This window comes from Wolbachia endosymbiont of Muscidifurax uniraptor (genome assembly GCF_054149795.1).
In genome coordinates, this window is the sequence record NZ_CP083727.1 from 406821 (window position 1) to 431090 (window position 24270).

Sequence of the window (24270 nt, forward strand, 5' to 3'; positions counted from 1 at the left end):
GGTTACACTTGGAAAACCTTTGTGGCATAATTTAAGTGGGCAGCGTAGTCTACGATTACCGCATAATTTACTATATAGATATTCCAGAACATACAGACTTCAATTGAACACAGAAAAGATTCTTATCAAAGTTAATTACCCTTATTATCAATAACTATTAGCTACAGACCAGTTCTTGTTAAGTTACACTCAACCACTATCGGCTGAGAGCCGAAAGGTTGGATATAGCGCTGGAAGCGCGATGAGAAGCTAAAGCTACTCCAATCTTATACTAGATATAGAATGAGGCTGATGTGCATCTGTATGTTTATTGATGTACTCATTAATGACTTCATCTGTGATATGTCCGCTGGTAGCACTAAAGTATCCTCTTCCCCAAAAACGCTTTCCCCAGTACATTTTATTTAGCTCTGGAAATTCTTGTTGAACTTTGCGTGAAGACCTGCCTTTGGCTCTTTGAACAAAATCACTCACAGCTATATGAGGAGGTATTACTACGAATAAATGTAAATGATCTGATGATATTACTCCGTTTTCTATCTTAATCCCCATTTCTTCAGATACTTCTGCTATGATTGTTCGTATTCTCTCCTTCATAGCCTTAGTTAATACTCTGTACCGATATTTTGTAATCCAGACTATATGGTACCTATGATAAAATACAGTGTGTTTTCCTTTGTCATATTCCGTCATAACTATACTTTATAAAGTACAGTTATGACATTGACAAACTAAAGTTTCTCTACCTAGAAGGTGGAGGCTTGTACCATCTTATGGAAAGTAAAGAAATGAGTCATATATAGCTAAACTGACTTACGACAATTTGAAAAACCATCATTCCGCTACGTGTTAGCGGGATCTATGCCGAGATACCGCGAATGAATCGTGGTATGACGTGTTAGCTATAGAATATAGATCAGAAGTGACAGAGCTTAAAAAAAGGCCTAACATTCTTAATAAACGTAAAAAGCTTTATGAAAATCAGAGTTGGAGTAATAGGCTGCTTAGGCAGGATGGGCAAGAAAATACTCAATGAATTAATTACAAATACCAAAGTGGAAATAGCAGGTGCTGTTGCCCGTTCAGGCAGTAAGTACATAGATTCAGATATTGGACCAATTATAGCCAATCTAGGAATTAAAGTTACAAGTTCTATTAGTGGCATATTTGAGTTATCCGACGTTGTAATAGATTTTACAACTAAAGAATGTATGTTAGACTGCCTTAAAGCAGCTGTAAAATTTAAAACACCGCTGGTTAGTGGCACAACTGGAATAGAAGGTGTCGATTTGAAAGAATATGCTGCTGAAGTTCCAATATTATGGTCAGCAAATATGAGTGTTGGGGTTAATGTGTTGCTGAAATTGGTAAAAAAAGCTGCTGAGCTTTTAGGTAATGAATATGACGTTGAGATTTGGGAAATGCATCATAACTTAAAAAAGGATTCACCATCTGGAACAGCTATAGAACTTGGCAAAACAATTGCTAACGCTTCAAAAGTGGATTTTCAGTCCAATCAATATTTACATAGTGGTTCAAACATAAGAAAAAAGGGGGGAATAGGTTTTGCGGTATCTCGTGGAGGTGGAGTAATAGGAGATCACAGCGTGATGTTTGTCAATTCTGATGAACGGATAGAACTAAACCACAAAGCAATTGATCGCACAACATTTGCTAGAGGAGCTGTTCAAGCAGCAGTATGGCTATACGAAAATAAAAGAGAAATTCCGGGGCTCTATTCAATGCAGGATGTGATATGAGCAATACACGTGCCTCTGTTAAAGATTTAAATCTCTGGTACGGCTCTAAGCAAGTTTTATTCGATATAAATTTGAATATTTATAAAAGAAAAGTTACTACTTTTATCGGACCATCCGGGTGCGGTAAATCAACATTTTTGCGTTGTTTTAATCGTATGAATGACTATGTACCTGGATGCAAAACTGTTGGTGAATTAGATATCGATGGGCTGGGTGATATATATTCACGCGATATGGATGTTGTGCTACTCAGAGCAAAAGTTGGCATGGTATTTCAAAAGCCAAATCCTTTTCCAAAATCAATATACGACAATGTTGCTTATGGACCAAAACTGCATGGTATGGCGAAGGATAAGCAAAAATTGAATGAGATGGTGGAAAATAGTTTAACCAAGGTTGGTTTATGGGAAGAATTGAAAGACAGATTGCAAGATAGTGCACTCAATTTATCCGGTGGCCAACAACAGAGGCTATGCATCGCTCGCGCAATTGCAGTGAAGCCAACTATTTTATTAATGGATGAACCGTGCTCTGCTCTTGATCCAATGGCAACCAATGCAATCGAAAATCTTATACAAGAGCTGAAATTAAGATTTACTATAATTATGGTGACTCATTCAATGAAGCAAGCTAAAAAGTTATCTGATAGTGTAATTTTCTTTCATAATGGCAGAATTGTTGAGTCTGGAAGCACTCAAGAAATATTCGAAAATGCTCAATCTCCCTTAACAAAGGAGTATATCCTGGATCATTAAATTTCTGACCTTACCCAGAAAAAGTGGAGAGAAAGAAAAGAGTTTTTTTGGGTAAAATAAAATTTTGGAGGATTAGAAATGGTAAGAGAATATACAGCAGAATTCAAATTGGAAGCTGTTAAACTGGCAAATGAACAAAGAAAGGCAGGTCAAACAATTACAAAAATAGCAAAGGATTTAGGAATAAAGGGTGGTTTATTAGGAAAATGGATAAAGAAACACAACGAAAAAAAGTCGGCAGCAGATGCATTTCCAGGTAGAGATAACATAGCTCCTTACGACAAAGAGAGATTTGATTTACAGAAAGAGTTAGCAAAAGTAACAAGAGAAAGAGACATTTAAAAAAAAGCCCTGGCCACTCAACCACTATCGGCTGAGAGCCGAAAGGTTGGATATAGCGCTGGAAGCGCGATGAGAAGCTAAAGCTACTCCAATCTTATACTAGATATAGAATGAGGCTGATGTGCATCTGTATGTTTATTGATGTACTCATTAATGACTTCATCTGTGATATGTCCGCTGGTAGCACTAAAGTATCCTCTTCCCCAAAAACGCTTTCCCCAGTACATTTTATTTAGCTCTGGAAATTCTTGTTGAACTTTGCGTGAAGACCTGCCTTTGGCTCTTTGAACAAAATCACTCACAGCTATATGAGGAGGTATTACTACGAATAAATGTAAATGATCTGATGATATTACTCCGTTTTCTATCTTAATCCCCATTTCTTCAGATACTTCTGCTATGATTGTTCGTACTCTCTCCTTCATAGCCTTAGTTAATACTCTGTACCGATATTTTGTAATCCAGACTATATGGTACCTATGATAAAATACAGCGTGTTTTCCTTTGTCATATTCCGTCATAACTATACTTTATAAAGTACAGTTATGACATTGACAAACTAAAGTTTCTCCACCTAGAAGGTGGAGGCTTGTACCATCTTATGGAAACTCAACCACTATCGGCTGAGAGCCGAAAGGTTGGATATAGCGCTGGAAGCGCGATGAGAAGCTAAAGCTACTCCAATCTTATACTAGATATAGAATGAGGCTGATGTGCATCTGTATGTTTATTGATGTACTCATTAATGACTTCATCTGTGATATGTCCGCTGGTAGCACTAAAGTATCCTCTTCCCCAAAAACGCTTTCCCCAGTACATTTTATTTAGCTCTGGAAATTCTTGTTGAACTTTGCGTGAAGACCTGCCTTTGGCTCTTTGAACAAAATCACTCACAGCTATATGAGGAGGTATTACTACGAATAAATGTAAATGATCTGATGATATTACTCCGTTTTCTATCTTAATCCCCATTTCTTCAGATACTTCTGCTATGATTGTTCGTATTCTCTCCTTCATAGCCTTAGTTAATACTCTGTACCGATATTTTGTAATCCAGACTATATGGTACCTATGATAAAATACAGTGTGTTTTCCTTTGTCATATTCCGTCATAACTATACTTTATAAAGTACAGTTATGACATTGACAAACTAAAGTTTCTCCACCTAGAAGGTGGAGGCTTGTACCATCTTATGGAAAGTCAAAAAGAGTAAAATATTTTTTCATAAAAGAGCATAGTAAACACTATAAAGTGCAGGAATTATGTAGGGTTTTCTGCTAGTAGCTACTATAAGTGGACTACAAGGAAAATAAGCAGTAGAGAATCAGCAAATAAAGAGTTATTAGCAGATATTCAAAAAATATATCAAGCTTCTAAATGTAGATATGGAGCTCCTAAAATTCATGCTGAATTGAAGGCTTTGGGTAAAAGTTGCAATTTGAAAACGGTGCAAAGTATTATGCAGAAAAATGACATCAGGGCTATACTGAGAAGAAAGTTTAAAATTAAAAAACAACAAACAGATAATAGAGCTGTAGCTCCCAATATACTAGATCAAAACTTTGTTGTTGATCAACCAAATAAAGTATGGGATTACTTAGAGGTTGTCCGGAAACAAGTAAAAGGCTATAATATCTGAAATTTTAGTACGGGGTAAAGATGAGAAAAAAGTATCCAACAGATCTAAGCGAAAGGGAATAGGCAAGAATAGAAAAACACTTCAGAGTATCATACAAGAAAGGAGGAAGGCCGCCAAAGTATAGCAAAAGAGAAATATTAGAAGCAATTTTCTATGTATTGCGTACAGGGTGTCAATGGCGGTATTTACCAAATGATTTTCCGCTATGGAAGACTGTGTATGAGCAGTTCAGGCAATGGAAGAAGCAGGGAATTTTTGAGAAAATGAATTATGAAATTACAAAATATAGTAGAAGAAAAATAGGAAGGAATGAGCAGCCAAGTGCCTGTATAGTAGATAGTCAATCTGTAAAGACTACAGAAAAGGGGGGATCAAAGGCTATGATGGAAGTAAAAAAGTAAAGGGTAGAAAAAGGCATATAATTACAGACACTCAGGGTTTTATACTAGGTTGTTACGTAGGCGCTGCTAACGAAAATGATAGAGATGGTATTAAAATAGCATTAAACAATATGAGAACAAAATATACTAAAGTTAAAAAAATGTGGGCTGACATGGGATACCAAGGAAGAAATTTAAAGAATCACATAAAGGAAGAATATGACATAGATATTGAAATTGTTACAAGGCCTCCATGTAGATTTTGGGTGCACAAAGATACGCCACCTGAGCTACTACCAACAAGAGAACAAGGGTTTAAAGTACAGCCAAGAAGATGGGTTGTAGAAAGGACTTTTGCTTGGGTTAATAGGAATAGAAGGCTATCGAAGGAGTATGATTTACTCACAACATCCACTGAGAATTTCATATACCTAGCTATGAGTAGGGTTATGTTAAAGAGGGAATATGCTTGAATTTACTTGTTTCCGGACAACCTCTAATACCAATTCCCATTACAGGGCAAACAGATGGACAATGATGGAAGAAAAGCCATACTGAAGTAAGTAAAATAGCGAGGTTTAAATGGCATTAAGATCAAAATTATTGGATGAAAAAGTAGTAGAATCAGCAAAAGAAATGCTGAAGAAAGTAAGGAATAATGCATATGTTTCAAAAAAACTAAATGCTGTAATTGCAGCAAAAAAGTACAGTATAACGGCTGTAGCAAAAATATATTGCATTTCAAGAAGCGCACTAACTTCGTGGGTAAAACTCTTGAAAATTGGCAGAGAAGAAAAACTGTTTGCTCCTTCACAACGTCGTAGAAAAACTAAATTAAATCAGGCTCAACTACAGCAAATTGAAGAGTGGATAGAAGAAAATCCTAATATCACCATTAAAGAAATGAGAATAAGAATCCAGGAAAAGTTCGGATTAAATATCAGCAAATCTACAGTACACCGCCATATGCAAAAGATGAAATTCTCATATATTACACCAAGACCAGTTCATAATGGACAAGATAAAAGCAAACAAGAGGAATTCAAAAAAAAATCTCAATTGAGCTATTAGCAAGTATCCAGAAAAAGAGCTATTTTTCTTTGATGAATCACGGTTTGGCACACATTCAAAAGTTGGACATGGGTGGTTTAAAAAGGGGATTAGAACACAGGTTAAAACAAAATTAGGTAGGCAAAATTTCTATCTCTATAGTGCAGTTAATCCTAGAAATGGAGAGAGTTCTAGCTTATTTGCACCAAATGTCAACACTGATTGCATGAACATATTTCTTGAGCAAATTTCGCAATATCTAGAAACACGAGAGGCTTTTCTCGTTATGGACTGTGCTAGTTGGCATAGGTCAAAAAATTTAAAGGTACCTAAAAATATCGACATTATATACCTACCTCCATACTCACCTGAGCTAAATCCTGTTGAGAGGCTTTGGTTATATATAAAACAGAACATTTTGCGCAATAAAATATACGATACAATTGCTCTACTTGAGGGTGCTTTGTGCAAATTTATTACTTCTCTTGCCAGCTCCACAATTAAACAACTCTGCAATGTTTCCTATTTGACTGGACAACAATGAGAATTGGTATTACTACATGTTTATACTGCTGTCTTGCATAATAGACTATTCGAAGTTACACAAGTATTTTTTTTATTAGATAAGAGTTAGTAAGAGCCTGTTCATAATTTTTTCAGAAGTAAGGCAGTGAAAGCCAGAACGACCATTTGTAGGCTAGTATTGAGTTTTCGCTCACAATTTTTCCACAATCTTCTACATTTTTCTAACCAAGCAAAAGATCGCTCCACAACCCATCTTTTGGGCAATACAACAAAGGAACGTAATTCATTTCTTTTGATCACTTCAACGGTTGCACCAATAATCGTTTTTATTTGAGTTACAAAATTCTCTCCAGTATAGCCTGCATCAACCAGTACATTTTTAACTCCCGAGAGGTTTTCTTTTGCATTTTCGACCATTCTCACAGCACTGCTACGGTCAGTTATCTCTGCTGTTGTTGTATAAATTGCATGCTTGCGTATCTACTGCAATACGGCCCTGAAATCTTCTTGCCTGCATCATAGCTTCAGCAGTATCTGCATTTTTTATACTCTGTGCATCAATTATACAGAAGCTTTTCCGACCATTGTTTTGTCGCAATTATTTTTTTTTAATACCAGCTCCAGAACACTTTCTTTATTTGCATCTGGTTTTTCACTCCACTTCTTAAAATAGTCGTAACAATTGCGCCATTTTGGGAACTCTTTTGATACCATTCTCCACTGGCAACCACTTTTTAACACGTATAACACTCCACAAAATACATCATGTAAATCAAGTGTTCTTGGTTTTGTCTTCTTTCTGCAAGATTCCAGATCTGCTACAATAATCTCAAACTTTTCTCGACTTATGTCACTTGGTTATAAACTTCGCATATCCTACTTTATATACTTTATCCTCTCACTTTATCTCTTTTTTGAGATTACGTACAGGCTCTAAGATACAAAGACGTTTTCAGAAATCTTTAAGCTTAATAACATCCTCTCTCTTTGGACTAGTTGAAATTAGATGAATTGGTACACCTATTAATTTTTCTAACCTGTCTATATATTTTATTAAATTGATAGGCAATGCTTTAATTGACCTTTTACCTTGAGTGTTTTCTTTCCAGCCAGGAAACTCTTCGTATATTGGCTCTAATTCCCCTTGTATTGAATGCGATGCGGGTAAATAATCATACATTTTTCCGCTATACTTGTAACCAGTGCATATTTTAATTGTATCAAAAGAATTAAGCACATCTAATTTGGTTAATACAATGCTTGAAACTCCAGAGAGTTGTACGGCCTGGCGCACTAAAACTGCATCGAACCATCCGCAACGCCTTCTTCTATTGCTCACTGTTCCAAGTTCCTTACCTATAGTAAACAAGCTATCTCCTACTTCATTTTTCTGCTCAGTAGGAAATGGGCCATTGCCCACTCTTGTTGTATAAGCTTTTACCACACCAATAATGTAAGCATTGGAGGATAACCCTGAGCCTGTTATTGCTTGCGATGCTACAGTATTACTTGAAGTAACAAAAGGGTAAGTTCCGTGGTCGATATCTAAAAATGCGCCTTGGGCACCTTCAAATATTATTTTCTTACCTTCTTTCATCAAGTCATTTAATATCTTCCACACAGGTTTTTTATATGAAAGAATTTTTTCTGAAATCTCTTGAATTTCCTTTAATATTTCTTCTTTTTTAACCACCTGGTAGTTAAGGCCTTTCCTGATAGCATTGTGGTAATTCAAAAGAGTATCCACTCTTTTATTGAGCTCATCTGCGTTTTCTAAGTCACAAAGGCGTATAGCTCTCCTTCCAACTTTATCTTCATAACATGGCCCTATCCCTTTGTTTGTTGTACCAATTTTGTGATTTCCATTTAAATCTTCAAATAGCTTTTCCTTGTCCTTATGTATGCTAAGTATTAATGGACAGCTCTCGGATACCATCAAGTTGTTATAGTTTACGTCTACTCCTTTAACTTTCAATGACTCTATTTCTGAGATTAGAGCGTGTGGATCAAGAGCAACGCCATTTCCTATGATAGATATTTTGCCTGGCCTCAAAACAGCAGAGGGCAGTAAATTTAATTTATAAACCTCATCATCTACTACTATAGTGTGCCCTGCATTATTTCCTCCCTGAAATCTCACAACTACATCTGCATTCTCAGAAAGATAATCTACTATTTTACCCTTGCCTTCGTCACCCCATTGCAGACCAACAATTACAATGTTATTCATCATTATTTTCTAGATTAATACATAAATATTAATGCAGTACGCTACAAATGGAAAGAGAAATCTACGCCTTTCCTACACCTCTTAAATAAAGAAATATACTGTCGATTTTCTTAATATATTACCAAATTATTCATCATTATATGATATAACTTACAGCATATTTGCAGTAAGGTGTTATTTATGAAAGAGACAAAAGGAAAAAATAATAAGAGTCCAGTAGTTAGATTAAAGGCCACAGCTAAAGAGTTCAATTTTAGTAAATTAAGAGCAGATCAAGATAATAAATTAGCGAATTCCGGTGAAACAATGTTCTTAGATTTTCAAAGGATGAATTTTATTATTAACGGAAAAGAAATAGATAAAAATCTTATTATTGCATTTAAGGAAGGAGCTAAGCACCGCAGAAGCGAACTTTTTAATAGTGATGATATATATAATGACGAAATATTTAACAAAAAAGGAACAAGAGAAATAGATACGGATCGTGGCAAAGCTTTTGTTGCTTCAGTACTCGAAGATATTGAGAAAGAGCTTGTAAGTGACGCATTGGGTGAGCTGTGGAAAAATCACTGCGAAGATCCCAAAACTACTGATCATCAAAAAACTGATTCATATAAGAAAGAATTTGAAGAATTTTACAATGCTGGCCAAAGGTATATCCATCTATTACCAACAGAGAAAGATGAAAACAAGGATTACCGTTCCTTTGCAAAAGAAGTTTTCAAAAAAATGTTCAGATACGCTGGGGCAGAAGTTCCAAGTGATGCTATTTTAGAAGAGCTAGTTACCAATTGTAATCAAGCAGGGTATGAGGCTGCTCCATTTATACAAACCCAACTTGCACTTGGACAGTCGTTCATAGTAGAAAATCCTAAAAAAGTAATAAACATTGATTGTGCTAACCAAAATAATGTGAGAATTAGATCTGATATGAGGCTACCAATACTCTCTGTTAAAAATCAAGTTATGCATGGCGATAAGATATGTAATCTGTCTAGTTCATTGGAATTTACAATTGAATCTCACAATGGTGAAGACTTTGTAACATACAGAGATGGTAAATTGTCACTTACTATTCCTAAAGAGTTAAAAAATTATAAAGATAATGGCAAGAGCTTGTTTGACATTATTAAAGAATATTTTCAGAAATTCTGTGCAAAATTAGGATTTAAACCTGAGACAAAAATACAAATAGAGCATGGCTTCGGTGCTCAAAGTAACTATTTAGATGGTACAATATCAACCACAGGATCAGATGCAAATGAAGAATTTATCAATCTTTTAAGCGAAAATCTCAGAGAGAGGTTATTGGGGTCAGGAGTTGCTCTAGAAGATGAAGATGTTGATGATATTGTTGAAGTCAGAGTATCTACCGTTATAGATCTATTGAGTGATTATGCTAAATTGGAAGATAATAAAGAACACAGAGAGTTATTAATAAGTAAAGTAGCAGATAATTTAGGACTTTCCACTCAAGACAAAACAGCACCAGAAGTATTGATGGAATTAGGCTCTTTACCTTCTTTGATAAAAGGTCAGGTTAATCATAATCAAGTGCAGTCTGTTGTAAATACTTTTATTAAGTTAATTATTGAAGGGAAAAGCGAAGTATACAAAAAAGGAGGTGCGATTAATGCAATTGATGCAATTCATAAGGAGATAGATAAGGCAATTGTTGAGCAAGAAAAAAAAGCAACCAACAAACAAGATATAGAAAATGATAAATGGACAGATAGAATCAAAAAACAGAATTATTCTGCGGAATCACATGAACATTTACCTTAAAGATATTAGTAGGCTCTTTAAATATTTTAGAGTTCATGGTTACAACGGTTGCTATTTTACAGTGCATCTCACAACACTTTCTTCAAAAATATACATGTTAACATACCCTGGACGTACAAGATCACACTTATACCCAAGCTTTTCATAAAATACTTTCGCTTTTTGAAAATTCATGGTTGCAACGGTTGCTATTTTACAGTGCATCTCACGACCATAATCATGAACTTCTTCCATTAGCTGCTTTCCCATACCTTTTCTTCTATAATCAGAATGTACCCAAAGCAAGTCAGTGTAAATTGAACCATAGATAACAAAACCGCTACAACCTGCAATAATTTGTTCAGTATCATCGCGAATAAAAAAAGCAAATGGGTTACACGTACCTTTATCAACGGTTTCTTCATTAATCTTTTTGAGTAGGAATTCAATGTCTTTGCTACTTGGTGATGTGGTGTGTTCTATTTTCATCTCTCGGCCTAATACCGCATACTGATTTCTCTCTTTATCTTATATAAATTAATTAAGTAAAGTGAATACAGTATCCACACTACTAAAAAAAATGTGGCACAAAACATAAACATTGCAACCAGTGGCAACAGCAGGGAACTTTCTATTGCTATTCCACCTTTTCTCAAAATGCTTGCTGGCTGATGGAGAGTGGACCATAAATTCACGGAAAATTTTACTATAGGAATATTTATAGCACTAAAGATGGCAAATACTGCTGCTGATTTTTCTGCCCTCGCTTCATTATCAAAAGCGCTCCACAATGAAAGGTAGCCAACATATAGGAAAAGTAAAATCAGCATTGAAGTAAGCCTTGCATCCCATACCCACCAAGTGCCCCAGGTTCCTTTTCCCCAGATGCTGCCTGTGATTAAGCATATTGCCGAAAAGATTGTCCCTGCAGGAGCAGCAGCATGTGCCAAGACACTAGCAATGCTATTGTTCCATACCAATGAAATGAAACTGAGTGATGCAATTAATCCATATATTCCAAGAGCAAGCCATGCAGAAGGCACATGAATGTACATGATTCGTACAATTTCTCCTTGTTTATAATCTTCTGGAGAGAAGAATAACGCCAAAGACATTCCAATTAAAAAACATGCGAAACAAATAACCCCAAGCCAAGGTAGAGCTTTCTTAGAAAAATAAGAGAAATTTGTAGGCTTTAATAAAAACATTCGTTTTGAGAATAATTGTGTTAAGAATTTACCAATTAGTTTGAGTTTTATCAACAGGATAGTTTTTCTATATTTACGTAGGTCAACAAATTAGCATAATTTCAGTAGCAGATTGCTAGCCATTATTTTTAGTATAACACTATATAAAACATGACCATTAAAAAGCTTAATCTACACTTAGTATCAGATTCAAGTGGTGAAACTGTTATATCAGTTGCAAAATCAGCTCTGAAACACTTTCGTTCTATAGAAACGATCGAATATGTTTGGTCTTTTGTGAAAAAAGAGGAGCAGATTGGCAAAATTCTGGAGGAAATTAATAGGAAAAGTGATGAGCATAATTTTGTTATATGCACTATTACTGATGATGAGCTAAGAAAATATTTAAAAGATAACTGTATAAAGTTGAAAATTCCCTATAGAGCAATATTATCACATATTATTAGAGAAGTTTCGTCCTATCTTAAAATTGAAAAAGACGAAAAGCTTGACTTGCATACTGAGATAAATAACGAATATTTTCAGCGCATTGAGGCAATAAACTACACTATTAATCATGATGATGGACAAAATATTCAAGATATTGATAAAGCAGATATAATTTTGGTTGGAGTTTCACGTACATCAAAATCTCCCACCAGTACGTATTTAGCTTACCGAGGCTATAAAGTTGCAAATATTCCTTTTGTTAGTGGAGTACCCTTTTATGTTGACTTGGCAAAATTAAAAAATAAACTAACGATAGGGGTAACAACAGACGTAAGTAGGCTAATAGAAATACGCAAAAATAGACTTACTTCAATTAACAACGAAGATAATAATATATATGCTAACCCTGAGAAAGTAGAAAAGGAAATTAAAGAAGCAGAGGAGCTCTTTAAACAGAATAACTGGCCAATTATCGATGTCACGCAAAAGTCGATCGAAGAAGTATCAGCAACAATTATACAATATTTTAATAAAATGTTATCAATTGACTAACTCTTGATAAGTGATTATAATGCAAAGTAATTTAATTCTTACTATAGATATGAAAGTCAAAGGGTCGCTAAAATCTCATCGTAACAGAGATAAAAATTGTAAAGTTGTGAAAAGGGGTGGTAAGATTTACATTATAAATAAGGTAAAGCCAAGGTGTAAAGCGCGTCAAGGTTCTTAGCTTTTTGTTCACCTTTTCATGTTATATATTTTTTATATGTGAAAGTACGGTGCTTATATCTAAAAAGAAGCAAAAATTACTGTGTTTAAGCGTAACCTTACTCATTTCTTCTCTTACATTATATTTCAGCATTAGCACAATTACAGGTAAACGTGGCTTATTGACGTTAATCGATTTAAAAAAAGAAATCGAGTACAATGAACTTTTGCTAAAGGATGTCTCTTCTGAAAAGGAAAAGTTGGACAACAAAGTATTTGGCTTATATGAAAAAAGCTTAGATTTAGATCTGCTTGATGAGCAAGCAAAAAATGCTTTAGGTTATGTGAACCCTAATGAACTTATGGTTGTTCTTGACGTGGAATAGCAGTAGTGACCTTACCCAGAAAAAGTGGAGAGAAAGAAAAGAGTTTTTTTGGGTAAAATAAAATTTTGGAGGATTAGAAATGGTAAGAGAATATACAGCAGAATTCAAATTGGAAGCTGTTAAACTGGCAAATGAACAAAGAAAGGTAGGTCAACCAGTTGCAAAAGTAGCAAGAGATCTAAGAATAAGGGATAGTGTATTAGGAAAATGGATGAAGAAATATAACGAAAAAAAGTCAGCGGCAAATGCATTTCCAGATGTAGCACCTTATGACAAAGAGAGATTTGATTTACAGAAAGAGTTAGCAAAAGTAACAAGAGAAAGAGACATTTAAAAAAAAGCCCTGGCCAGTCAAAAAGAGTAAAATATTTTTTTATAAAAGAGCATAGTAACTGCTATAAAGTACAGGAATTATGTAGGATTTTCTGCTAGTTGCTACTATAAGTGGACCACAAGAAAAATAAGCAGTAGAGAATCAGCAAATAAAGAGCTACTCGAAGCTATTCAAAAAATATATCAAGTTTCTAAATGTAGATATGGAGCTCCTAAAATTCATGCTGAATTGAAGGCTTTGGGTAAAAGTTGCAATTTGAAAACGGTGCAAAGTATTATGCAGAAAAATGACATCAGGGCTATACTGAGAAGAAAGTTTAAAATTAAAAAACAACAAACAGATAATAGAGCTGTAGCTCCCAATATACTAGATCAAAACTTTATTGTTGATCAACCAAATAAAGTATGGGATTACTTACATCAAAACCAAGGAGGGATGGCTATATTTGGCAGCAATAATTCTCACGTATGGTAGTTAATGAGTAGTGCAACAAATAAACAATTGGTTATGAACTCTTTATTAATGGCCATTAATAGGCGTAAACCTGTTAAAAATCTACTGCTGCACAGTGACCAAGGTTCACAATATACTGCGCAAGGGTATCAATATCTCTTACTGTAAAGAATATAGATGAGTAATAAAGGCTGTTGTTACGACAATTCTGTTGCAGAAAGCTTCTTTAGCTCATTGAAAAGAGAAATACTTATTGATACTTCACAACACTCTGCTCAACAAACTAGAACTGCAATATTTGAATACATAGAAATTTTTTATAACAAACAACGTCACTATTAACTATTGCATTCCAGAACAATTTGATGCATCATTCTTTTTGTAAAAAACATTCCACACTTTCTCTCCACTTTTTCTGGGTAAGGTCAAAGGATCTTGTGTCTTAAACCTTATCACCAGGCTTAACAAATAGGTGGCCCAATACTATTAACTTTATGGGTTTACCTTCGTTATTTGCTACTATCCAAACCCCATCGCTCTCATGATCAACAATTTCTATTGGTGCAAATACTACATAATTATTATCATCAACAATCTTTATTCCAAGAGCACCTTCGTCACTTAAGCTCAGGGCTGAAGAAGGAACTTTATATGCAAATCTTTCGCCTGAAGGTAGCCTTACGTTGGCAGTTAGTCCCTGCAAGGATATCATTTTATTATTAGTTACCTTTACTTCTACCCTATAAGACCCAGTTTTAGGCTCAGCAATTTTACTAATAAAACTTACTTCACCTGCCAATTCTTTTCCGTCCAGCAAATTAATTTGAGCTGTGCTGCCTAGCTCTATTTTATTTACTTCATTTTCCGAAACGTATAACACTACAAGAATTTGATCGAAATTAACCACGTCAGCTATTTTTTGCCCAGCATTAACAAAATCCCCTTCGTTTGCATTGATTTTATCAATATAACCATCTATAGGAGATGTGACTGCAGTATTTTCTAAATCCAATTCTAGCCTTTTTAGGTCAGCTTTTGCACTTTGTAACGCAGTAAAAGCTGCTTCTACTTGTATTTGTGCCCCATAGCCTTTTTTATTCAGTTTGTGAGAGGAATCATACTCAATTTCACGCTGCTTTAATAAAGCTTTGGCTTTCTGAGCTTGCTCAATCCTGTCATAATCTTCTATCTTTAACACTACATCATCTCTTTTTACCTTTTCACCATCAGGTAAATAAATAGCAATAATCTTACCACTTATTTTTGAGACAAGGCTAGCTCTATGTAAGGGATTTACTGTACCAGAAAAATTTAAATATATAGTGCGGTTTTGCGGCGCACATTCTTGAGTTTTTACTGAAAAGTTACTAGTTGCATTATCACTATGAACCGCCTGATCTTTTTTTAAAAATGCACTGCTGATAAAAAACAGTAGAATAAAAGCAATACTGGAAATGATGATTACTTTATTTCTCATCTTTAAACAATAGAATTTGTTAACTAATTTTGTTAGAAACAACTGCATAAATTTTCGAATCAGAAATGTAAGTATAATACATGCACCATTGTCACTCCATAAATAATTTTATATGAGAACAAACACAAGATTTTCCTACAATAAGTAAGTTTTCTATTGCAAAAATGCAATTTTGAATCGAATAAAAATGTAAAATTGCAAATAAAGTTGTGCATAAAACTGGATTTAAAAAAATCTCGAAAAACATACTAAAACTTTTAAATAATAACTTTATATCTAGTGGCTTTGCCTTCTCCAAGACGCTGTAAGTATTTCATCCCTAGCAGTTTCTTTGTAATTGCCTCTACTGTTCTTGGAGGAAATCCTAGAGCTTCTATAGCATCTTTTCTACTAAATTCTTTATCTGCAAGGCTAAGTGCCCACTCCCAGAAGAATAATTGTTTTCTTGATAATAAATATTCAGTATTCTCCCTCTCAAGAATATAATGCGCCTCATTTGCTTGCGTTTTGAGCACATTAAGAAAAAATATTAACCATGGGGAAATATCTTCTTTGCCACTTTTCCAGCTACTTTGTGTTTTATTAAGCGCTAAATAGTAATCAAGTTTGTTAGTTTCAATTATCTTTTCATGTGATACAATAGATACAAAATCATAACCCTGCTGCAACAGCATTAAATTAGTCATCAATCTACTAGTTCTGCCATTCCCATCTTGAAAAGGGTGTATTGCCAGATACTCAAAAACAAAGTTAGCAATAATAATAAGAGGATGCTTAAATTTATTATTTAAGGACCAGTGATACCAATCAATAAGCTCTTGTACTTCCTTTCTAACAAGGTAAGGTGGTGTGGGATCAAAAATTATACCAACAACTTTTCCATTCTGATCTTTTGCCTCAACTCTATTAGAACTTGCTTTGTATTTTCCTCTATGATACAAATCTTTTTCACTATAAAGTAGCATCTGGTTGTTAATGTGCAATATTGATGACTCACTAATTGGAATATCCGTATAATCATGAAATATTAGTTTAAGCATTTCTAAGTAGCCAGCAATTTCTTGCTCATCTCTATTTTTAAATTTTTTGACACGTGGGTTTTTATATAGATCCTCAACTTCTTTATCGGTTAGACGATTTCCTTCAATACGGTTAGAAGCGCCAGAAGATGTAACAATAACTGAATGAGTTAATCTTTCAATTGTTTGTGGTAGTAGTTTTTTCGTTACCTGCCAGCTATTTTTAACACTATCAACTGCAGTAATTAACTCGTACACTTGCTCAATTACAGGCCCTTCTAGGTTGAGACGTGTACTAAAACGAAAATTCTTCCAGTTCATATTCTTCTCACATGCATATTATGTGAGATAATGTGAGATAATGTGATAAAACTCAACCACTATCGGCTGAGAGCCGAAAGGTTGGATATAGCGCTGGAAGCGCGATGAGAAGCTAAAGCTACTCCAATCTTATACTAGATATAGAATGAGGCTGATGTGCATCTGTATGTTTATTGATGTACTCATTAATGACTTCATCTGTGATATGTCCGCTGGTAGCACTAAAGTATCCTCTTCCCCAAAAACGCTTTCCCCAGTACATTTTATTTAGCTCTGGAAATTCTTGTTGAACTTTGCGTGAAGACCTGCCTTTGGCTCTTTGAACAAAATCACTCACAGCTATATGAGGAGGTATTACTACGAATAAATGTAAATGATCTGATGATATTACTCCGTTTTCTATCTTAATCCCCATTTCTTCAGATACTTCTGCTATGATTGTTCGTACTCTCTCCTTCATAGCCTTAGTTAATACTCTGTACCGATATTTTGTAATCCAGACTATATGGTACCTATGATAAAATACAGTGTGTTTTCCTTTGTCATATTCCGTCATAACTATACTTTATAAAGTACAGTTATGACATTGACAAACTAAAGTTTCTCCACCTAGAAGGTGGAGGCTTGTACCATCTTATGGAAAGTCAATAGTAAGCTTTATATGCATAGCAGAGCTAACTACAAAAATTATACATTTTTAAGTGATCCTAACCATATCAAAAACTACAGGGCAAAGCTGTTAGAGGAAGGCTTAATTAGTTAAAAATTTCAATCTTATGTAAAATATTGTCTTATTTTGTAATTTTCTTGTTGACTAACGAGACGATATCTACTTTTCAATAAACTCCATTTGCATTTCTTGTATACTGCTTTCTATTTGCTTTATTTGTTCTATCAACCTTTCCTCTAAGTCAAGATTACCGCTCAGCCTCGCTTCGGTTCTTTCTTTTCGTAATGCATTTAACTCTTTTAGTAACACTATATTATTCCACACAATTTCTGCAGATTTTCTCTCGTTCAGTTGGCTATTTAGTACACTAGTTTTTTCAAATACATACTTTATAACGTTAAACTGTTTCAATTCTTGTAACAAAGCCTCTTTATCAAGTTTGCTTTTGTTACTTATTACATCAATTACACGCTGTTGTAATCTTTTCATCTCATTAGTAAATTCAAAATGAGAAAATTGCTCAAAAAATATAGGACGGTTCAAGATTTCAGGAAATTCTACGGCTATACGCAAAATTACGGCCTGATTTTGCTCTGCTTCAATTAGCTCTGGAGATTTGTTATGAAGATACTCACCTTTTGTTGCTCCAGTTTTACTATTAAAAATCTGTTTTTTGAAGCTACTTCTTAGTTCACTAGACTTATTGTAAAAATAATCTCTGTAATACCTTCTAATACTGCTGTTGCTAATAGTATTTACATATTCCATGAACTTGTGCTCAAGAATTGAATATTTTTCCGGAGCAAGTTTTTCATAATTTTGCAAATTGCTATCGATCATGTGATGCCATAAATATTCAGAATGCAGTTTTGTTGAATGGTCAAGAGCAGTCAATACGTCTTCTTTCTTGTATTCCAGTTCGTTACATATATCGTATGGATCTTTATTACTCGGCAAAGTCACAAACTTTAACGTGTATCCAGGCTCTAATATTAGCAGAGCAAGTTCTGCAACTCGAGTAGCAGCATGACGTCCAGCACTATCGCCATCCATACAGATGGAGATTTCTTTAGCAAATTTCCATAGATTTTTTATCTGTTCTGCAGAAATTGCAGTACCAAGCGGAGCAACTGTATTGCTAATTTCCGCTTGATGTAGTGCTATCACGTCCATATATCCTTCAACAACAAATATGTGCTGTTTTTTACGTATTTCGCTTAAAGCAAAGTTTAATCCGTATAAATTCTCCCCCTTCTTGAAGAGCTGACTCTCTGGACTGTTTAAATATTTCGGCTGTTGCTCAGAACTTAGCGCACGTCCGCCAAAACCAATAACTCTCCCTGCAATGCTCTGTATAGGAAATATCAGCCGGTCATAAAAATAATCATGAAAATTTTTGTTTACTAATCCAATATCAATTAAAATTTTGTCTTCAATACCTGAAGAGTTTAAATACTCTTTCAAACCAGAGCTTGGTGCATAACCTATCTTAAATTTATCTATGATTTTAGGTGAAATCTTACGCTGCTTTAAATAATCTACAACACTTTGATTTTTTTGTGCAAACCAATTTGCAGCTAAATCAAGCGCTAAAAATAGTTTATTGTTCTCTTTTGTAATACTAAGATTTTTGGGCAGTTCAACACCTGTAACCGATGCTAATTTTTCCAATGCTTCTTTAAAGCTTAATCCTTCAGTTTGTGAAATAAATTCAAATGCATCACCACTAGCTAAGCAACCAAAACAGTAATATAACCCCTTAGTATTGCTCACCGAAAAAGATGGGGTTTTTTCGTTATGAAATGGACAGAGCCCAACAAAACTATCTCCTCTTTTTATTAATCTGACTTTTTTACCTACTATGTCGGATAATAATAATTTTGATTTTATAATATCTATGTGATCCATCTTATTGAATTAGTAGTAGGATAAAAATTATATAGAATTTATACACATCTGACTCGAAATTTATTTCTATAACTAAAGCAATTTAGATTTACCGACAATGTAGCTATACAAATTCAAGAGCAATCCTGTCATCCAGGTAGCCCACAGAAACAAAAAACTTCCTTGACAAACTCCGCCAGCCCCCTTATCATGAAACTGAAGCTATTTATTTATCTTCTCTGTACAGATTAAATGACAAAAAAACTCAACGTATCTGGCGTCTCATGTTTAATTTTTTGCACTATGTGCACCTTATGTCTTTATCAAATTTCCGGGTTTTGACCTACACAAGCTGAAATACGCTTATAAAGCATTTAAAACATTAAAAAACGCCAACTTAAAAAATGGATAGTGAATAACTAGCTACCCTAGGGTTTCTTTTGCCTTTTTTTCTGTTTAGTAAATTTCTTAACGTTTATAATTTAGATTAGTTGCGGCTTAAAAGCAGCTAAATCGCGGTTATTAAGTGTTTAGAATAAAAAAACGCCATACTTGAAAGTATAATGTAAGTAATTAGCCAACCCCAGGGCTTCTTTTGCCTTTTTTTTCGTTTGGTAAATTTCTTAATATTTATACAGAAGGTGTCATTCCAGTGCTTGACACTGGAATGGCTTTGTTGCATCGCTACTTATGAAAGGCTAACTATAATTAGGATTATAAGCAACTTATTGAAAATCTTGTTTTTTTTGCAATCAATCTGATCAAATTTAAGAATAGTAACTTGTTATTTATATTAATAAATTTAATTCTATTGAAAATAGCTAAAGCATTGAAATTCTTGAATTTTAGCCGGATTAGTGAGTGGTAGTGAAATTTCTTTTACTCAAATTTAGGTATTCACTGACCGTTCTTGTTATAAATACCAGAATAATAAGCTACTGATATTCTCCACCTTTTTTATCTTTAATCCATCATAGCTAGCGATGCAACAAAGCCCACTGGAATCCAGTTCTTATTATACAGCTATCTGGTGTACTTATTTAAAATTAAGTTTTCTGGATCTCAGTGCCAAAGCACTGGGATGACACCCTTCCTGGCGGAGATTATTCTCAAATCACAATGTTCGTACAGTTGTGGAATGAATTGCGGTATGACGTAGGAAAACCTTAGCTATAGCTTTAGAACTCCCAAAAGGTCAGAAGCATTGAATGACTTGACAGAAAGTTCAAACCCATATAAAATGTCCTTATTTCTTATATGTTAGGTATAGTATCAATTGCCTCAGATCATGCTGGTTATGAATTAAAATCAGAAATAAAACCTTACCTGGAAGCCCTAGGTTACAGAGTAGTAGATCAAGGCTGCACTGTTAAGCAAAAGTGTGTAGATTACCCAAACTATGCTGTTAAAGTTGTAGAAGATATAACAAGCAAAAAAGCAAATTATGGGATATTAATTTGTGGTACAGGTTTGGGCATGAGTACTGTAGCAAATCGTTTTGAAGGAATCTACGCTGCTTTATGTAACAGTGTTGAGATCGCAAAATTAGCTCGCGAGCATGGCAACGCAAATGTACTGTGTCTTGGTGCAGGGTTTACTGCGAGTGGATTAGCAAAAGACATAGTCAAACAATTCCTCGAAACAGAATTTTCAAAAGAAAGCAGACATAAAAAACGCCTTGATAAACTCAGCAATATAACCTCTAAGAAAAAAAAAACAAAAACTTATAACGAAGATGAAATATCAAAATTCGCTAAAATGGCAGGCCAGTGGTGGGATGAGAACGGCAAATTCAAACCATTGCACATGATGAATCCTGTTAGAGTATCTTACATTATTGAGAAAATAAAAGAGTTAAAAAAATGCAATTTGAAAGAATTATCATTGCTTGATGTTGGATGCGGTGGTGGCATTTTGTCAGAGTCAATGGCACGCGTTGGCATTAACGTTGTGGGAATAGATGTATGTGAAGAAAACATAAAAGTAGCGCATTCACATGCAAAAAAAGTAGGGTTAAATATAGAATATATACACACCAGCATTGAAGAGCTAAGCAATGACAAGAAGTACGACGTGGTTCTGCTGATGGAAGTAGTTGAACATGTGGATAATTTAGAGCTTTTCATGAAAAAAGCGATAGAACTGCTAAAACCGGAGGGGTTAATCTTTATATCCACAATAAATAGAACTATTAAATCCTTTTGTCTTGCAATAATTGGTGCAGAGTACATATTAAATTGGCTGCCAAAAGGTACACATAACTGGAATAAATTTCTCAAGCCGTCAGAAATTGCAAATCACTTAAGAGAAAATAATGTAACGCTGCAAAACATGGCTGGCATGGAGTACAACGTAATAAAGCGTGAGTGGAATCTAACTAAAGGCGTGGATGTTAATTATATACTCTGCGGTTTGTTAGATTTAACTCTATAAAAGCACCATTTTCACTTCCAATACTTTGAAGGATCTTGGCCAGCTTTTATACAGTAGCCTTTATTAGTTAGCGCCCAACCGGAACGACAAGCATAACCTGTACCTACACGTTCATATCCAGGATCAGCAACACACTTTCCATTCTCCAAGGTTTGACCTTTAAAAAGACAACAAACTTCTTTTTCTGTTACCTTTGTTACAATTTGAGGAGCACCAAAAAACACAGCAACAAACATACCCAGTGCGAAAAGTGCAGGCCAAGGCATTCTGCCAAATATTGCAAGTAAGCTTGAACCAATTATTACCACTGTAATCATTGGTCCACCTATTCCATGAACGTAACCTATTACATTACACATTACATCTGTTGCTCCATCAGCGTGTGCATCAAATGCATAGAAAACTATAAATAGAATTACAAGAAAATTTCCCATTGTTCTTTCAATAATCATGCCTGATTGTTTCTTATTTTTATAAAATTTCAGTAAATCGCTTTTTTCAAAAATTATGCTTAACCTAATCAATATTTATTTATTACTGCCTTTTTAATACTATAATTAACTCAGTTGATTTTTATCAAAATGCTAAACCATGGAACAATTCGAGAACTTTTACATCACCACGCCAGTATATTACGTAAACGATAAGCCACATATTGGTCATGCATACACTTCTCTCTTGTGTGACGTGGTGGCAAGGTTCATGAAACTAGCTGGGAAAAATGTCAAATTTACCACCGGTACAGATGAACATGGACAAAAAATAGAAAAAGCAGCTAAAGCAAAGGAAATGCAGCCAAAAGAATTTACAGATGAAGTGAGCGTTTCATTTAAAGAATTGGCTAAGTTCATGAATTTTGAGTATGACGATTTTATTCGCACTACGGAGGAACGTCACAAAAAAGCAGTTATAGCTTTATGGAATAGACTTGAAGAGAGAGGGCAAATATATTTGGATTCCTATTCGGGTTGGTATTCAGTTCGTGATGAAGCATTTTATCAGGAATCAGAGCTGATAGATGGCAAAGCACCAACAGGCGCAGAAGTTCAGTGGATAAAAGAAGAGAGCTACTTTTTTCGCTTGTCAAACTGGCAAGACAAATTACTGGAACTCTATAAAAATCAGCCAAGTTTTATCTTTCCTGAGAGCAGAAGAAATGAAGTGATATCGTTTGTAAGATCAGGGCTCATTGACCTCTCAATCTCTCGCACTAGTTTTAACTGGGGAATAAAAGTACCAGGTAATGACAAACACGTAATCTATGTCTGGATAGATGCATTAACCAATTATCTTACATCAATAGGTTTCCCTAGTACTGAAGGTGAGGAATATAAGAGGTTTTGGGCAGAATCTAAAACGCAGATTCCAGCGTCACGCGCTGGAATGACACCAAACCAAGGGAAAACGCAGATTCCAGTGTTACGCGCTGCAAACCTAGCTGACAGCTCTTTCAACGTTCATGTAATTGGTAAAGACATATTGCGCTTTCACGCCGTATATTGGCCGGCAATTCTCCTTGCAGCAGATTTGCCACTACCAAAACAAATTGCAGTTCATGGTTGGTGGCTAAACGAGGGAGAAAAAATATCCAAGTCCCTTGGTAATGTCATAGATCCAATTGGCCTCGCTCAAGAGTTTGGTGTTGATCAACTACGCTATTTTCTCCTTCGAGAAGCAAGTTTTGGCCAGGATGGTAACTTTAGTAAGAAAAATATGATCAGCCGGATAAATTCAGAACTGGCAAACAACATAGGCAATTTAGTACAAAGAACAATTTCATTTTTACACAAGCAATGCTCTGGAATTGTACCAACAATTGATCGAGATTTACTTAGAGGTGAAGAAAGTCTGCCAAATTGCAAAGCTATACTAGGTCAAGTGATGGACCATTTATCAAAGTATGAATTTAACCAGATTATACTTCTAATTATCAACATCTCTTCTGAAGCAAATGCCTACATAGACAAAAGTGCACCCTGGACATTAAGCAAAACTGATAGAGAACGCATGAATTTAGTAATTTACAAGTTACTGGAATATATCAGGATAATTGGCACTTTATTGCAACCGATTGTTCCAAAGTCAGCAGAGATGATACTAAATCAACTGCAAATTCCGAAAGAACAACGAGATTTAAAATCTTTGTACGACACGTGCGTAAGTTCAGGCATTACGCTGCCTAAACCTACGCCGGTTTTTTTGAGGGTTGATGTTTAACCAAGGAAGCATTCAGGTAGTAACACATCATATTTATTACTTATTTTAACTGCATACACTATAGGTTGTTCTACTCGTGCTTGTTTTCTTTTTCTTCTTGCGGCTCCACTTCTTTTATTTTTACCGTCTTCTTTCGTATTGTTTATGCTGTTGTCCCTTTGAAGATTTGGCTTTTGCTCTGCTTGCTCTTCTGGCTTTTGAGCTTCTTTATTTATAACCTCTTCTTGTGGTACATTAGCCAAGGTGTTTTTATGTTGAGCATGCAACAGATTAGTACCTAGT

The 24270-nt window shown here is 34.8% G+C and carries 23 protein-coding genes and 4 pseudogenes; 13 read left to right on the plus strand and 14 right to left on the minus strand.

Annotated elements, in window-relative coordinates:
* Positions 1-255: 255 nt before the first annotated feature.
* Positions 256-693 (minus strand): IS200/IS605 family transposase, encoded by a 438-nt coding sequence (gene tnpA, locus LA754_RS02115; protein WP_006279552.1) that lies wholly within the window; start codon positions 691-693, stop codon positions 256-258.
* Between the two features lie 281 nt (positions 694-974).
* On the opposite strand from tnpA (LA754_RS02115), the gene dapB reads away from it, so the two are divergent.
* The 3 genes and pseudogenes from dapB to LA754_RS02130 form a co-directional block, all read left to right on the plus strand.
* Complete coding sequence (gene dapB, locus LA754_RS02120; RefSeq protein WP_006279993.1) at positions 975-1760, plus strand: 4-hydroxy-tetrahydrodipicolinate reductase; 786 nt, start codon at positions 975-977, stop codon at positions 1758-1760.
* Positions 1757-2515 (plus strand): phosphate ABC transporter ATP-binding protein PstB, encoded by a 759-nt coding sequence (gene pstB / locus LA754_RS02125; RefSeq protein WP_065094809.1) that lies wholly within the window; start codon positions 1757-1759, stop codon positions 2513-2515. Before dapB ends, pstB begins: the two co-directional genes overlap by 4 nt.
* A 78-nt stretch (positions 2516-2593) precedes the next feature.
* A pseudogene (locus LA754_RS02130) lies at positions 2594-2871 on the plus strand (transposase); the annotation flags it as partial.
* A gap of 69 nt (positions 2872-2940) precedes the next feature.
* Here LA754_RS02130 and tnpA (LA754_RS02135) read toward each other — a convergent pair.
* Both tnpA (LA754_RS02135) and tnpA (LA754_RS02140) read right to left on the minus strand, forming a co-directional pair.
* Entirely contained in the window at positions 2941-3378 is a 438-nt protein-coding gene (tnpA, locus tag LA754_RS02135; RefSeq protein ID WP_457923677.1) for an IS200/IS605 family transposase, read from the minus strand.
* Between the two features lie 154 nt (positions 3379-3532).
* Positions 3533-3970, minus strand: coding sequence for an IS200/IS605 family transposase (tnpA, locus tag LA754_RS02140; RefSeq protein WP_006279552.1), 438 nt, complete (start codon positions 3968-3970; stop codon positions 3533-3535).
* 85 nt (positions 3971-4055) lie between these two features.
* Between tnpA (LA754_RS02140) and LA754_RS02145 the strand changes: the two are divergent.
* The 3 genes and pseudogenes from LA754_RS02145 to LA754_RS02155 form a co-directional block, all read left to right on the plus strand.
* Positions 4056-4449: pseudogene (locus LA754_RS02145) on the plus strand (IS3 family transposase); the annotation flags it as partial.
* A gap of 116 nt (positions 4450-4565) precedes the next feature.
* A protein-coding gene (locus tag LA754_RS02150) for an IS5 family transposase (RefSeq protein WP_238513981.1) occupies positions 4566-5350 on the plus strand; the annotation gives its coding sequence in 2 pieces (ribosomal slippage) (positions 4566-4887 and positions 4887-5350; 786 coding nt in all).
* A gap of 109 nt (positions 5351-5459) precedes the next feature.
* Positions 5460-6471, plus strand: a protein-coding gene (locus LA754_RS02155; RefSeq protein WP_410530061.1) for an IS630 family transposase whose coding sequence is annotated in 2 segments (ribosomal slippage) — positions 5460-5939 and positions 5941-6471 — 1011 coding nt in all. Because the reading frame shifts where the segments join, the coding sequence is not laid out codon by codon here.
* Positions 6472-6572: 101 nt separating this feature from the next.
* Here LA754_RS02155 and LA754_RS02160 read toward each other — a convergent pair.
* Both LA754_RS02160 and LA754_RS02165 read right to left on the minus strand, forming a co-directional pair.
* Positions 6573-7301 (minus strand): annotated as a pseudogene (locus LA754_RS02160) (IS5 family transposase).
* A gap of 103 nt (positions 7302-7404) precedes the next feature.
* Complete coding sequence (locus tag LA754_RS02165; RefSeq protein WP_077188589.1) at positions 7405-8682, minus strand: adenylosuccinate synthase; 1278 nt, start codon at positions 8680-8682, stop codon at positions 7405-7407.
* Between the two features lie 180 nt (positions 8683-8862).
* Here LA754_RS02165 and LA754_RS02170 point away from each other — a divergent pair, with 180 nt between their 5' ends.
* Positions 8863-10467 carry a hypothetical protein gene (locus LA754_RS02170; RefSeq protein ID WP_006279635.1) on the plus strand — a complete coding sequence of 535 codons (1605 nt, stop codon included), beginning with the start codon at positions 8863-8865 and terminating at the stop codon, positions 10465-10467.
* A gap of 51 nt (positions 10468-10518) precedes the next feature.
* Here the strand turns inward: LA754_RS02170 and LA754_RS02175 are convergent, their stop codons facing one another.
* The gene (locus LA754_RS02175) at positions 10519-10935 is read right to left on the minus strand and encodes a GNAT family N-acetyltransferase (protein WP_006279634.1); all 417 of its coding nucleotides are present in this window, start codon (positions 10933-10935) and stop codon (positions 10519-10521) included.
* Positions 10936-10943: 8 nt separating this feature from the next.
* Entirely contained in the window at positions 10944-11654 is a 711-nt protein-coding gene (gene ccmC / locus LA754_RS02180; RefSeq protein WP_006279633.1) for a heme ABC transporter permease CcmC, read from the minus strand.
* 150 nt (positions 11655-11804) lie between these two features.
* Between ccmC and LA754_RS02185 the strand changes: the two genes are divergently transcribed.
* The 4 genes and pseudogenes from LA754_RS02185 (at position 11805) to LA754_RS02200 (ending at position 14349) form a co-directional block, all read left to right on the plus strand.
* Positions 11805-12635: a pyruvate, water dikinase regulatory protein gene (locus LA754_RS02185; protein ID WP_006279632.1), complete on the plus strand. Its 831-nt coding sequence runs from the start codon at positions 11805-11807 to the stop codon at positions 12633-12635.
* A gap of 49 nt (positions 12636-12684) precedes the next feature.
* Positions 12685-12813, plus strand: coding sequence for a type B 50S ribosomal protein L36 (gene ykgO, locus LA754_RS02190; RefSeq protein ID WP_006279631.1), 129 nt, complete (start codon positions 12685-12687; stop codon positions 12811-12813).
* Positions 12814-12862: 49 nt separating this feature from the next.
* Positions 12863-13177 (plus strand): FtsB family cell division protein, encoded by a 315-nt coding sequence (locus tag LA754_RS02195; protein WP_006279630.1) that lies wholly within the window; start codon positions 12863-12865, stop codon positions 13175-13177.
* Between the two features lie 79 nt (positions 13178-13256).
* Positions 13257-14349 (plus strand): annotated as a pseudogene (locus tag LA754_RS02200) (IS3 family transposase).
* Between the two features lie 57 nt (positions 14350-14406).
* Here LA754_RS02200 and LA754_RS02205 read toward each other — a convergent pair.
* The 5 genes from LA754_RS02205 to LA754_RS02225 all read right to left on the minus strand — a co-directional run bounded on the left by LA754_RS02205 (position 14407) and on the right by LA754_RS02225 (position 20020).
* A complete protein-coding gene (locus tag LA754_RS02205; protein ID WP_236514883.1) occupies positions 14407-15489 on the minus strand; it encodes an efflux RND transporter periplasmic adaptor subunit in 1083 nt (360 codons plus the stop codon).
* Between the two features lie 209 nt (positions 15490-15698).
* The gene (locus LA754_RS02210) at positions 15699-16781 is read right to left on the minus strand and encodes a Fic family protein (RefSeq protein WP_006279432.1); all 1083 of its coding nucleotides are present in this window, start codon (positions 16779-16781) and stop codon (positions 15699-15701) included.
* Between the two features lie 118 nt (positions 16782-16899).
* Positions 16900-17337, minus strand: a complete 438-nt coding sequence (gene tnpA / locus LA754_RS02215) for an IS200/IS605 family transposase (protein ID WP_006279602.1) — start codon at positions 17335-17337, stop codon at positions 16900-16902.
* A 273-nt stretch (positions 17338-17610) separates the two neighbouring features.
* Positions 17611-19359 carry a DNA primase gene (gene dnaG / locus LA754_RS02220; protein WP_457923678.1) on the minus strand — a complete coding sequence of 583 codons (1749 nt, stop codon included), beginning with the start codon at positions 19357-19359 and terminating at the stop codon, positions 17611-17613.
* Between the two features lie 487 nt (positions 19360-19846).
* Positions 19847-20020 carry a hypothetical protein gene (locus tag LA754_RS02225; RefSeq protein ID WP_457923679.1) on the minus strand — a complete coding sequence of 58 codons (174 nt, stop codon included), beginning with the start codon at positions 20018-20020 and terminating at the stop codon, positions 19847-19849.
* A gap of 575 nt (positions 20021-20595) precedes the next feature.
* Here LA754_RS02225 and ubiG point away from each other — a divergent pair.
* Positions 20596-21771, plus strand: a complete 1176-nt coding sequence (gene ubiG / locus LA754_RS02230) for a bifunctional 2-polyprenyl-6-hydroxyphenol methylase/3-demethylubiquinol 3-O-methyltransferase UbiG (protein WP_077188583.1) — start codon at positions 20596-20598, stop codon at positions 21769-21771.
* 11 nt (positions 21772-21782) lie between these two features.
* On the opposite strand, the gene LA754_RS02235 is transcribed toward ubiG, so the two are convergent.
* On the minus strand, positions 21783-22295 hold the full coding sequence (locus tag LA754_RS02235; RefSeq protein WP_236717777.1) for a TrbC/VirB2 family protein: 513 nt from the start codon (positions 22293-22295) through the stop codon (positions 21783-21785).
* Positions 22296-22362: 67 nt separating this feature from the next.
* Here LA754_RS02235 and metG point away from each other — a divergent pair, with 67 nt between their 5' ends.
* A complete protein-coding gene (gene metG / locus LA754_RS02240) occupies positions 22363-23988 on the plus strand; it encodes a methionine--tRNA ligase (RefSeq protein ID WP_006279930.1) in 1626 nt (541 codons plus the stop codon).
* On the opposite strand, the gene LA754_RS02245 is transcribed toward metG, so the two are convergent.
* On the minus strand, positions 23985-24230 hold the full coding sequence (locus LA754_RS02245) for a hypothetical protein (RefSeq protein WP_174930899.1): 246 nt from the start codon (positions 24228-24230) through the stop codon (positions 23985-23987). The genes metG and LA754_RS02245 overlap by 4 nt on opposite strands.
* Between the last annotated feature and the right edge of the window lie 40 nt (positions 24231-24270).